Raw genomic sequence first — 12,256 nt, forward strand, 5'->3', positions numbered from 1 at the left:
GAGTATATGAAAAATTATAAAAATATATTGGCTGGATTTTTCCTTTTGTTAAGTATATCCAGCTGCAAAAAGCAATTAGAAATAGATCCCAAACAGAACATCGACGCCAATGTGGCACTCAATACCACAGCAGATGTTCAGAATGCCTTAATAGGTGCATATACTTTTATGGCCACCGGAGATCTTTATGGCAACAACCTTGTATTTATACCAGATCTGTATGCCAGCGACAATTACCTGACCTGGCGTGGTACTTTTACTACCTACCGCAATATTGCAAGCAAGGCCATAGTAGCTGATAATGCTGATGTACGGAGAACCTGGATCACCGCTTACAGTGCCATTAATACCGCAAACATTGTGCTTTCTGCATTAAATGTAGTTAGTGATGCCAATACAAAAAGCGTAATAGAAGGCAAGGCATTATTTATCAGGGGCATTATGCACTTTGAATTGGTAAGATTGTTCGGTTTGCCTTATGATGCCAGCGGATCCAATACCAACCTTGGCGTTCCTATCATGACCAAAGCGGTAAAAACCATAGATAATGTAACCAATTCGGTGGCTAGAAACACCGTTGCCGAGGTTTATGCTGCAGTGGAAAACGACTTAAAATCGGCCATAACAAAATTGGCTTCAGTTGATGACCAATATGCAGCAAAAGCTTTTTTGGCCAGGGTTTACCTGCAGGAAGGAAAATATGCTTTGGCAAGAGATGTTGCAAATGATATTATTACCAACAGTCCATACCGCTTAATTACCAATTCACTTGAAGCACCGTTCAGGACCAAAAACTCAAGTGAGGGTATTTTTGAAATCAAACAGAACGAACAAAGTAATGCAGGTACCTCTAACGATGGATTGGCAACTTTTTACGCCAGCTATCAAAATGCTACCGGTGGAAATGTAGGCCGGGCTGATGCATTGGTAAGCACCACATTTTACAATTCGTTTGAAACCGGAGATAAAAGGCAGACCGAAATGATTTACGAAGGCACTGGCGCCAGAACAGGCTTTTTCACTAAAAAATGGTATAGCTTTTATGATAACATACCTGTTTGCAGAATTACCGAGCAATACCTGATCCGGGCAGAATGTAATTTTAGGTTAGGCACGAGCGTTGGCGCTACCCCTGCTGATGACATTAATACATTAAGGACGAGGGCCGGATTGGGAAATGTGGTTCCAACCCTGGATATTATTTTAAACGAACGAGAAAAGGAACTGGATTATGAAGGTTTCAGGCTGCATGATTATAAACGTACCAAACGCACTATCGGTACTTTTGCTTATGATGACCCTAAATTGGTTTTCCCGATTCCTGATCGTGAAATAAATGTAAATAAAGCTTTAAAACAAAACCCGGGTTATTAGGTAAACTGCTTATAAACCAAAGCCTCCGGATGTAATTCCGGAGGCTTTGTTGTTAAATGGTTTTTTATTAAAGTTTCTTCGCAGCTTCAATAATTTCTTCTACCACACCCGGATCAAGCAAAGTAGAGGTATCGCCTAAATTACCGGTGTCTCCTTCTGCAATCTTGCGTAAAATCCTGCGCATAATTTTGCCCGAACGTGTTTTGGGCAAACCAGATACAAACAAAATTTTATCAGGCTTGGCTATGGCTCCAATTACGCGGGTAACCGTTTGCAAAATATCTTTTTTAGATAATTCAGCTTCGCCATGCATATCAGGATAAATAACAAAAGCATAAATGCCCTGCCCCTTTACATCATGCGGATAGCCCACCACGGCGCTTTCTACCACACCCGCATGCATGTTAATGGCATTTTCTACTTCTGCGGTACCAATTCTATGCCCCGAAACATTTAACACATCATCAACGCGGCCGGTAATCCGGTAATAACCATCCTCATCGCGCAAACAGCCGTCGCCGGTAAAATATAAATTCTCGTAAGTAGAGAAATAAGTCTGCTTGCAACGTTCGTGGTCGCCATAAGTGGTACGCAACATACCTGGCCACGGGAATTTAATGCAAAGATTTCCCATTACCCCGTTTCCTTCAATTTCATTACCGTTTTCATCTACTAAAATGGGCTGGATGCCAGGTAAGGGCAAGGTAGCAAAACTGGGTTTGGTTGGGGTTACGGTTGCTATAGGTGAAATCATGATTCCGCCGGTTTCGGTTTGCCACCAGGTATCCACAATAGGCGCTTTGCCATGTCCGATCTTCTCATCGAACCAATGCCAGGCTTCTTCGTTAATCGGCTCTCCTACCGAGCCTAAAACACGGATAGAGCTTAAATCTTTGCCATTAAGCGGATCATCGCCATAACTCATTAAAGAACGGATAGCCGTAGGTGCCGTGTATAAAGTATTTACCTTGTATTTTTCTACAATATCCCAGAAACGTGATGGTGTAGGGTAAGTGGGGATACCCTCGAAAAGCACCGAAGTTGCACCCTGCGAAAGCGGTCCGTAAACAATGTAGGAGTGTCCGGTAATCCAGCCGATATCCGCCGTACAGAAATAAACTTCGCCGGGCTGATAATTAAATACATTGGCAAAGGTATAGCCCGCATAAACCATGTAACCGCCACAGGTATGTACTACACCTTTGGGTTTGCCTGTAGAACCCGAAGTATACAAAATGAAGAGCATGTCTTCAGCATCCATTTCCTCTGCTTCGCAGATATCGTTTACGTGCTTCACTTCATCTTCCCACCATACATCACGTCCTTTCAACATTGAAACAGGCGTACGCACATGGGTTAACACAATACATTTCTCTACGGTTGGGCAACCGATCAATGCATCGTCAATTACATCTTTTAAAGGAATCTGTTTGTTGCCACGGTAAGAACCATCAGCGGTAATCACCACTTTGCATTTCGAGTCGTTAATCCTGTCGGCGATGGATTTGGCAGAGAAGCCGCCAAAAATAACCGAGTGTACCGCACCGATGCGCGCGCAGGCCAAAACAGCAATAGCCAGTTCGGGTACCATGGGCATATAAATGCAGATACGATCGCCTTTTTTGGCGCCATTGCGTTTTAACACATTGGCAAAACGGCAAACACGCTCATGCAACATTTTATAGGTATAGGTAACACTTTCTTCTTCCGGGTTGTTCGGTTCCCAAACAATGGCTGGTTTATCGCCATTGGCAGCAAGGTGCCGGTCCAAACAATTTTCGGTGATGTTAAGCTTTGCCCCTTCAAACCATTTGATATCGGGTTCGTTAAAGTTCCAGGATAATACCTTAAACCAGGGTTTGCGCCATTGGAAGTTTTGCGCCACTTCGCCCCAAAACTGCTCAGGGTTTTCTACGCTTTTCTTATAATCTTCTTCGTATTGCTTAAAAGAGGTAATTTGCATCGCTAGTTTTTTATATTTTTGGATTTAGTGGCAGCTAATTTAACTAAATAATGCCAATGAAAAATAGTCTTATCGTATCAAAATGGAGATCAAATGTTAAGCAGACTGTTTATTTTAAAAGCTGATAATTTAAATATCCGGAATAACGAACATGGCATGAACCTTTACCGGCTGCAAATATTAATTATAAAAAATAATTAGCTAGGCTATTGCTGTTTACAATTATTATTCAGATATTTGCAAACTCTTAAAAAAATTAAGCGGACGATATTAACAACTATATTTACAAGTCATGTCAAGAGTTTGTGATTTAACAGGAAAAAAAGCAATGGTAGGTAACAACGTTTCTCACTCGAACGTTAAAACCAAACGCAAATTTTACCCAAACCTACAACTTCAGAAATTTTATATTCCTGAAGAAAACCGTTGGATTACGTTGAAAGTTTCTACTTCAGCGATTAAAACCATCAATAAAGTGGGCATCAGCGAAGCAATTAACCGTTTCGTAAAAAAAGGATTTTTGTAAAAAACATTAACTGTTGAGATTAACAGTTTTCAATTTATATTAAAATGGCAAAAAAAGGTAACAGAGTTCAAGTTATTTTAGAATGTACTGAACACAAAGAAAGTGGCATGCCGGGTATGTCTAGATATATTTCTACCAAAAACCGTAAAAATACTACTGAAAGATTAGAATTGAAAAAATTCAATCCAGTATTGAGAAAAGTAACCGTACATAAAGAGATTAAATAAGGCTGAAGGTAAAAGGCTTAGGCTTGAGGGTTTAACCACTCATTCAATCCTTCTATCATTCAATCATTTAAAATTATAAGAACATGGCAAAGAAAGTAGTTGCAACCCTTAAAACAGGTACAGGTAAAGAATATTCGAAAGTAATTACAATGGTAAAATCACCAAAAACCGGTGCTTACTCATTCAAAGAACTTATCGTACATAACGACCACGTAAAAGATGCTATCGCATCTAAATAAGGTTAATATTTTTTAATATAAAATATTACAGGCCGTTCCGTTTTTAACCGGAAGGGCTTTTTTTGTTATATCAAATTTAGATATGGGTTTATTCGATTTTTTCAAAAAGAAAGAAACTGCGCCTGAAGCTCAGGAAGCGCTGGATAAAGGTTTAGAGAAAACCAAAGACGGTTTCTTTAATAAAATTACCAAAGCTGTAGCCGGTAAATCGACGGTTGATGATGAAGTTCTTGATAACCTGGAAGAGGTTTTGGTTACTTCTGACGTGGGTGTAAGTACCACTTTAAAAATCATCAAACGCATTGAAGAGCGTGTAGCCAAAGATAAATACCTGAATACCGCTGAGCTTAATTTTATCCTTCGAGATGAAATTCAATTACTGCTATCCGAAAACAACAGCAATGATTTCCGTCAGTTCGAATATGGCGATCATAAACCCTATGTAATTATGGTGGTTGGCGTAAATGGCGTGGGCAAAACCACCACCATTGGTAAACTGGCACATAAACTAAAAGAATCGGGTTTAAAAGTTGTTTTAGGCGCAGCCGATACCTTTAGGGCTGCAGCGGTTGACCAGATTAAACTTTGGGGCGAACGTGTTGGCGTAAGGGTGGTGGCACAGGCCATGGGCTCTGACCCTGCTTCGGTTGCTTTTGATACCCTGCAATCGGCCGTGGCCAATGGCGAAGACGTGGTGATTATTGATACCGCCGGACGTTTGCACAACAAAATTGGTTTGATGAACGAGCTGGGCAAAATTAAACAGGTGATGCAAAAGGTAGTACCAGGTGCGCCGCACGAAATTTTATTGGTATTAGATGCCTCTACCGGCCAGAATGCCTTTGAACAGTGCAAGCAATTTACTGAAGCTACCGATGTGAATGCATTGGCCATTACCAAATTGGATGGAACAGCAAAAGGCGGTGTGGTGATCGGGATTTCTGATCAGTTTAAAATTCCTGTTAAATATATTGGTGTAGGAGAGAAAATAGGCGATTTACAGCTTTTCGATAAAAAAGATTTTGTGAATAGTTTGTTTAAGTAAGCTACCAATCCTTCGTCATGCTGAATTTATTTCAGCATCTCTTCTCTAATTTAAAGACCCTGAAATAAATTCAGGGTGACGACCGCTCAAACTTTGATAATAGTAAAGATTAAGTGTAAAAGATGAACACTAAAGTAGTACGCAGTAAAACAACAATCAAACAACCTAAAATCAATGTGATTACTTTAGGCTGTTCTAAAAACATATACGATTCGGAAGTATTGATGGGACAGTTGCGCGGCAACAACCTCAACGTTACCCATGAATCAGACAAAATGGGTAAAGATGATATCGTAGTGATTAATACCTGCGGTTTTATTGATAATGCCAAACAGGAATCAATTGATACCATTCTGCAGTTTAGCGAACTGAAAGAAGCCGGCAAAATTGGCAAAGTGGTGGTTACAGGCTGCCTTTCTGAGCGTTATAAACCCGAACTGGAATCGGAAATTACCAACGTAGATGCCTTTTTTGGCACCAACGATTTACAAAATATTTTGCACGAGCTGGGCGCCAATTACAAACATGAACTGATTGGCGAACGTTTGCTTACCACTCCATCACACTTTGCCTACTTCAAAATTGCCGAGGGATGTAACCGTCCATGCTCGTTCTGCGCCATACCGTTAATGCGTGGCAAACACATGAGTAAACCGATGGAAGAATTGGTTAACGAGGCTAAAATACTGGCTAAAAACGGCACTAAGGAATTAATTTTAATTGCGCAGGATCTTACCTACTATGGCTTAGACCTGTATGGCGTGCGCAAACTGGATGAGCTGATGCGTCGCCTGTCAGATGTACCGGGTATCGAATGGATCCGCCTGCAATACGCCTACCCTTCTGGCTTCCCGATGGAAATTTTGGATGCCATGAATGAGCGCGACAATATCTGTAAATATCTGGATATGCCCTTACAGCATATTACCGATAACATGTTAAAATCAATGCGCCGCGGCACCACTAAGCAAAAAACCATTGACCTGGTTAACCAGATCAGGGATAAAGTACCAAATATTGCCATGCGTACCACTTTAATATGCGGTTACCCCGGCGAAACAGAACGCGATTTCGAAGAAATGGCAGCGTGGGTCGCCGAAACCAAATTTGATCGTTTAGGCTGCTTTACTTACTCACATGAAGAAAAAACCCATGCACACACATTGGTTGACGACATCCCTGAGGAAGTAAAACAACAAAGGGTAGACGATATCATGGAAATCCAGCAGGGCATATCATTTGATATTAACCAGGAAAAAGTAGGCAAAACCTTTAAAGTGCTGGTTGATAAAAAAGAAGGAGATTTCTTTGTAGGCAGAACCGAATTTGACTCGCCAGAGGTAGATAATGAAGTATTGATCGATGCGGCAACAGGTTACGCCGCTAACGGAAGCTTTGTTAATGTGAAAGTTGACAGAGCAGAAGATTTCGATTTATACGGAACGATCGTTTAAAAAAATATAGTCAACAAAAAGTCGCAAAAGCAAGCTTTTGCGACTTTTTGTTTTTGAAGCTTATTTAGTCGCACATGCCACGTTAAACCAGTTTGAACGCCTCCTAAAACATTTGAACAGTTCTTGTAGACAGATGACCATTCCCTATTTAGGGAGTGATGACTAACTAATTTTTAGAAGCTGGCCTGTTTTTAATCTGACTAGGTTTTAACCAGATTTTAGCGCCTTTTGAGTTTACATAGTATTTCTCATTTTTGGCGTTTATGTAAACATCAGAGCCATCTGGTGCCATTTTACCTTTCCAGGTTTTATCAGCTACCTTCGAACTACCTTTTACCGCTACTTCAGCCGTTTTATTTCCTACTGATTTGGCACCTTTACCAATGGCTTTCCCGGTTTTGTCTAATGCTTTACCTACCTCAGTTTTTTTCTCTTGTGCGTTTACGCTAAGGGTTACACCGCCAAATAAGGCCATTGTTAATAAACCCATTACTAATTTCTTTTTCATGACAGCTATATTTTTTATTTAAACTGATAACAGTTGATGGTAACATTTGTTTTATTTCTGTTACATGAGTAGAGATAAAGTTTTAAATATTATTTTTTGAGCACATAAAATCAAATGTACAGGATAGGAAAGGGCGATGTCAACTTAAAAATCCGTAAAACTGATTTACAAGTCAATTTATTCTTTTTTTGGAGCGCAAGGGCTGTAGAAACGATTAATCTTTGTTCCCGTGCTTCGCTGTATCCCGCGCTGCGCTTCGGGGATGCCGCTGCGCCCGGGGCTAAAAACTCAGTTGATGCGAAGAACAAAGTATAAGCTTTCAATATCGTGTAAAATACTTCTTGATTCCTTATTCTGTCTCCCCTTCAATAAACCTTATTGAAGCGGCTATCCTTTTTGGTGAAGAAACAAAAATATGCCTACCCCCCACAAAAAGATAATAGCGGAAAGAAGGACTGTACTAACCTAAAGGCAGCAAGCCCTGATTTACAAATAATTTTTATTCTTTTTTGGAGCGCAAGGGCTGTAGCAACGATTAATGTCTGTTCCCGTGCTTCGCTATATCCCTCGCTGCGCTTCGGGGATGCCGCTGCGCCCGGGGCTAAAAACTCAGTTGCTGCAAAGAACAAAGTATAAATTTTCAATATCAGGTAAAATACTTCTCGACTCCTTGTTCTGTCTCCCGTTCAATAAACCTTATTGAAGCGGCTATCCTTTTTGGCGCATCAATCAAAATGTTCCTACTAACCCTCACAAAAAGATAATAGCGGAAAGAAGGACTGTACGAACCGAAAAGCAGCAAGCCCTGATTTACAAATAATTTTTATTCTTTCTTTGAAGCGCAATGCAACGATCGGCATTAAAACTCCGGCTACTTGAATTTAAAAGTAAAGCTCATCTTTATTCTATTTAACTCAATTTCTCGGCTAATAACTTCATTTCTATCTGTGGGGACCGTTTCTCATAGATAATGTTATGAACGGCCTTACAAATTGGCATATCTACATGATACTCCTGGTTTTTGATGTGCATACATTTAGCAGCATAATAACCTTCGGCAACCATATTCATTTCCAGCTGAGCCGATTTTACAGTGTAGCCCTTGCCCACCATATTACCAAAGGTTCGGTTGCGGCTAAACTGCGAATAAGCCGTAACCAGCAAATCGCCCAGATAGGCTGATTCTTTAATGTCGCGGTCTATTGGGTGAACCACATCTACAAAACGTTTCATTTCGCTTATGGCATTACTAATCAGCACGGCCTGAAAGTTATCGCCATAACCTAAGCCATGGCAGATACCACTGGCTACCGCGTAAATATTTTTTAAAACCGCAGCGTATTCAGTACCGAAAATATCGTCAGAAACATTGGTTTTGATATAGCGTGTACTTAAAAGAGCGGCAAATGCGGCTGCTTTTTCTACATCGGTACAAGCTATGGTAAGGTAAGATAGTTTTTCAAAGGCTACCTCTTCGGCATGGCAGGGACCGCTTACCACCAAAATATCATGGTATGGGATGTTGTATTTCTCGTGCAAAAATTCACCGATAATCAGGTTATCTTCCGGCACGATCCCCTTAATGGCTGAGACTATTTTTTTGCCTTTTAAATCATCTGGTGTTATGGTAGAAAGGGTTTCTTTTAAAAATGCAGCGGGTACATTTAAAATCACAAAATCGGCCGATTCTATAATCGATCGTATATCAGACGAGATATGGTCATGATTGAGCTTTAACTCAACAGAACTGAGGTAATGCGGATTGTGTTTAAATTTTTTAATGTGCTCAATGGCTGTTTCATTACGCATCCACCAAAAAATCTCTTTTTCAGACAAATTATCTGCAAGCATTTTAACGATAGCAGTAGCCCAGCTCCCGCCCCCTATCATTGCTATTTTAGGTACCATGATTATAGAAAAAGTTTTAGGTAAAAGATGTAAGGCAAAGGGTGTAAAACTTAAGGTTTAAAGCGAATGCCTTAAACCCTAAACCTTACACCCTAACCTTAGGAATACACCTTAAAGACGGCAAGTTACTATTTCTTACAGACATTTACGAGAAAAGTGTGAGGCGGACAGGCAAAACCTTACACCTCACACTTTTAACCTTATACCTTAAAAGGCTACTTCTTACCGTCTTTGCTGAACAATTGGTCTTTAGCAGTTTTTTCTACCACCATTCCATCTTTCAATTTGTTCTGAATAGCCGAATACGGACCGGTTACAATTTCCTCACCGGCTTTGATACCCGATTTTACAATGATAAACTGATCGTTCTGGATACCCGTAGTGACCTCTGTTTTTTTAACTTTTTTACTCTTGGCATCGTAAGTATAAACATATTGCTTTACCTTTTTGTCAGTCAGTTTCGATTTCTGCTTATCGGTATTTTCCTGGTTGCCCTGATTATTGTTGTCGCCCGATTTCGCATTATCAGTGAAAACCGCCTGAATTGGAATGGCCAGTCCGGTTAACGACTCGCTTTCAATATCAACCGTTGCCGACATGCCCGGGCGGAAAATAGACTGTTGTTTACCCTCCATTTCTTCGCTGATGCGGATTTTCACCGAAAAGTTGGTCACCTGATCAACAGAAGTAGATGTTGTGGTTCCGACAGCTGTTGACGAACTTGCAATTTCAGTAACCACACCTCTGAACTTTTTATCAGAAAAGGCATCCACTTCGATCGAAGCTTTATCGCCAATTTTAACACGGGTAATGTCGTTCTCGTTTACATCAACATTTACCTCCATTGATGAGAGGTTAGAAATACGCATAATTTCGGTACCCGCCATTTGCGAAGTTCCTAAAATACGGTCGCCCAGCTCAATTGATAGTTTAGAAACTACCCCATCAACCGGTGCATAAATAGTGGTTTTGGCTAAGTTTGCACCTGCTTCTTTAACATTTGCACCCGTTTGCTCCAAAGTAAATTTGGCACCGGTTACATTTTCTTTAGCACTGGCTAAATTTGCTTTAGCCGTTAAAAATGCCGCTTTAGCTGCATCGAATTCTGAAGCTGAAATTACTTTTTTATTAAAAAGCTCAACATTACGTTTGTAGGTAGCTTCTGCATTGATAAAATTGGCCTGGTTTTGGGCAAGTTGTTGTTGCGCCGCAGCTACACTGGCTTTTTGTGCGTTAAAAGTAGCCACCGTTCTTTCATAACCCGATTGCAGTACATCCGGACGTACTTTACAAAGTAATTGGCCTGCTTTAACAACATCACCTTCTTTTACCTTTAACTCTACCACCTCTCCAGATACCTCCGAACTTAATTTAACTTCGGTTTCGGGCTGGATTTTTCCGCTTGCCGTAACTGTTTCCACAACAGTTTTATCTGATGCTTTTTCTGTAGTTACCTTTTCGGTTTTGTTTCCACCGATTACGCCGGTCAGTTTTAACACAACCAGAAGGGCTACGATAGCAACTACGGTAATAATAATGTGCTTCAGTTTCATAATTTGTATTGTATTTCGTTTGTCTATTAAAGTTCTAATGTTAAAGTTAAAACGTTTTAAAGCTGGAAGGCTTAACGTTTCCTTTTGATGTCAGCGTTAGTTTTTGTTAAAAAACAATCTGTTTGCCTAAATAGTAATCAATTACTTTTGCCCTAAATAATAAGTCGTATTTCGCCTGGATAAAGTCAATCTCTGCTTTATTTCTATTGGTTTGCGCTGTACTATAATCAAGTGAATTCACAAGGCCAACATTATAACGTTGTTCCACAACATAAAAAGCATCCTTTTGGGCATTAAACGCATTCTGCGTTGAACTGTAGCGACTTTCGGCAGCCCTTAAATCAGTTGTCGCCTGAAAAATAACTTTATTCAAATTATTTTTGGCCAATTGCTCCTGGGTTAAAACATTGTGATAATTAATTTTGGCTCTCCGCACATTTGACCTGGCAGTAAAACCATTAAAAATAGGGATCTGCAAGGTCATTCCAATACTTTGACCTAAACGTTGATTGATTTGATCAGCAAATGAGGATTGTGGAAATTGGCCACTGTAGTTGAATTGATAAGAATAAGAAGTATTTAATCCAGCTCCCAGACTTAGCGATGGGTAATACGATCCTTTTGCGACAGCTATGGCTTGCTTTGCAGCCAATGAACGCAAGCTGGCCAGTTTGATATCAGGAAAGATGTTTAACGCATTGTTATAAATTTCCTCTGCATTTTGGTTTGTGGGTGCTGTTTTAACATTATCAATCAGCGGCGCTTGAACAACGAACTTTTGATTAGGCTGCATTTCCATGAGCTGTCCTAAAGTTAAGTATGAAATGGAAAGCGCATTTTGTGCATTGGTTAAATTCAATTCAGCCGTAGCCACTTGAGATTTCGCCTGGGATACATCTGCAAGGGTCTTATTTCCTGCATCTAATAAGGCATTCTCTCTTGCTAAAGTTTTATTAGCAATGTCCAGCTGTTCTCTGGATGCCCTTTCTAAATCGGTATTGTATAAAACCTGTAAATATGCCGTAACAACATTTAGAACTAAGTCATTTTTAATTTTTTCGACATTACTTTTGCCAACTTCAAAGAGTGTTTTATTCTGCCGAATCTGATTAACTTTAGCAAAGCCTCTAAATACATCAACATTTGTACCGAGGTTTGCACTGGTAAATAATGAGGTTTGATTGGTTACCTGAAAGGTTGTTTGATCCAAACCGCGACCAAACGTCAACGTTGGACCTACAGAAGCATTTAGGTTAGGATAAAGGGCATATTTAGATTGTGTTAAATCCTCATTTGCCAATGCTGCACTAAATTGAGCCTGTTTAATCGTTAAGTTATTATTTAACGTGTTTTCAACCGCTTGTTGAATGGTGATAACCTGCTGGGCATTTACATCAACAGCAAAGTTTAATAATAATACTAAAGCAGATCCGGTAATTAACTTTTTATTGGTAAACAT

12 protein-coding genes are annotated in these 12,256 nt (G+C 40.0%); 7 read left to right on the forward strand and 5 right to left on the reverse strand.

What is annotated here, in order from left to right:
• Positions 1-6 precede the first annotated feature (6 nt).
• Positions 7-1,374: a RagB/SusD family nutrient uptake outer membrane protein gene (locus BM107_RS12730; RefSeq protein ID WP_090983890.1), complete on the forward strand. Its 1,368-nt coding sequence runs from the start codon at positions 7-9 to the stop codon at positions 1,372-1,374.
• A 67-nt stretch (positions 1,375-1,441) separates the two neighbouring features.
• Here BM107_RS12730 and acs read toward each other — a convergent pair whose 3' ends face one another.
• Positions 1,442-3,337: an acetate--CoA ligase gene (gene acs, locus BM107_RS12735; RefSeq protein ID WP_090983892.1), complete on the reverse strand. Its 1,896-nt coding sequence runs from the start codon at positions 3,335-3,337 to the stop codon at positions 1,442-1,444.
• A 292-nt stretch (positions 3,338-3,629) separates the two neighbouring features.
• Between acs and rpmB the strand changes: the two genes are divergently transcribed.
• From rpmB to rimO, 5 genes are all read left to right on the forward strand, one after another.
• A complete protein-coding gene (gene rpmB, locus BM107_RS12740; RefSeq protein WP_025145121.1) occupies positions 3,630-3,863 on the forward strand; it encodes a 50S ribosomal protein L28 in 234 nt (77 codons plus the stop codon).
• 44 nt (positions 3,864-3,907) lie between these two features.
• A complete protein-coding gene (gene rpmG, locus BM107_RS12745) occupies positions 3,908-4,090 on the forward strand; it encodes a 50S ribosomal protein L33 (RefSeq protein WP_010599807.1) in 183 nt (60 codons plus the stop codon).
• A gap of 83 nt (positions 4,091-4,173) precedes the next feature.
• Positions 4,174-4,329 carry a DUF4295 domain-containing protein gene (locus BM107_RS12750; RefSeq protein WP_010599808.1) on the forward strand — a complete coding sequence of 52 codons (156 nt, stop codon included), beginning with the start codon at positions 4,174-4,176 and terminating at the stop codon, positions 4,327-4,329.
• 82 nt (positions 4,330-4,411) lie between these two features.
• Positions 4,412-5,374, forward strand: coding sequence for a signal recognition particle-docking protein FtsY (gene ftsY / locus BM107_RS12755; RefSeq protein WP_090983894.1), 963 nt, complete (start codon positions 4,412-4,414; stop codon positions 5,372-5,374).
• Positions 5,375-5,496: 122 nt separating this feature from the next.
• Complete coding sequence (gene rimO / locus BM107_RS12760) at positions 5,497-6,828, forward strand: 30S ribosomal protein S12 methylthiotransferase RimO (protein WP_090983896.1); 1,332 nt, start codon at positions 5,497-5,499, stop codon at positions 6,826-6,828.
• Between the two features lie 166 nt (positions 6,829-6,994).
• Here the strand turns inward: rimO and BM107_RS12765 are convergent, their stop codons facing one another.
• A complete protein-coding gene (locus BM107_RS12765; protein ID WP_090983898.1) occupies positions 6,995-7,336 on the reverse strand; it encodes a hypothetical protein in 342 nt (113 codons plus the stop codon).
• Positions 7,337-7,450: 114 nt separating this feature from the next.
• Here BM107_RS12765 and BM107_RS12770 point away from each other — a divergent pair, with 114 nt between their 5' ends.
• Positions 7,451-7,651 (forward strand): hypothetical protein, encoded by a 201-nt coding sequence (locus tag BM107_RS12770; RefSeq protein WP_090983900.1) that lies wholly within the window; start codon positions 7,451-7,453, stop codon positions 7,649-7,651.
• Between the two features lie 594 nt (positions 7,652-8,245).
• On the opposite strand, the gene BM107_RS12780 is transcribed toward BM107_RS12770, so the two are convergent.
• The 3 genes from BM107_RS12780 to BM107_RS12790 form a co-directional block, all read right to left on the reverse strand.
• Positions 8,246-9,244, reverse strand: a complete 999-nt coding sequence (locus BM107_RS12780; RefSeq protein WP_166672333.1) for an NAD(P)H-dependent glycerol-3-phosphate dehydrogenase — start codon at positions 9,242-9,244, stop codon at positions 8,246-8,248.
• Between the two features lie 215 nt (positions 9,245-9,459).
• Entirely contained in the window at positions 9,460-10,797 is a 1,338-nt protein-coding gene (locus BM107_RS12785) for an efflux RND transporter periplasmic adaptor subunit (RefSeq protein WP_090983908.1), read from the reverse strand.
• Positions 10,798-10,903: 106 nt separating this feature from the next.
• Positions 10,904-12,256, reverse strand: a complete 1,353-nt coding sequence (locus BM107_RS12790) for a TolC family protein (protein ID WP_244278803.1) — start codon at positions 12,254-12,256, stop codon at positions 10,904-10,906.

Source organism: Pedobacter suwonensis (assembly GCF_900111825.1).
Classification (GTDB): Bacteria; Bacteroidota; Bacteroidia; order Sphingobacteriales; family Sphingobacteriaceae; genus Pedobacter; species Pedobacter suwonensis.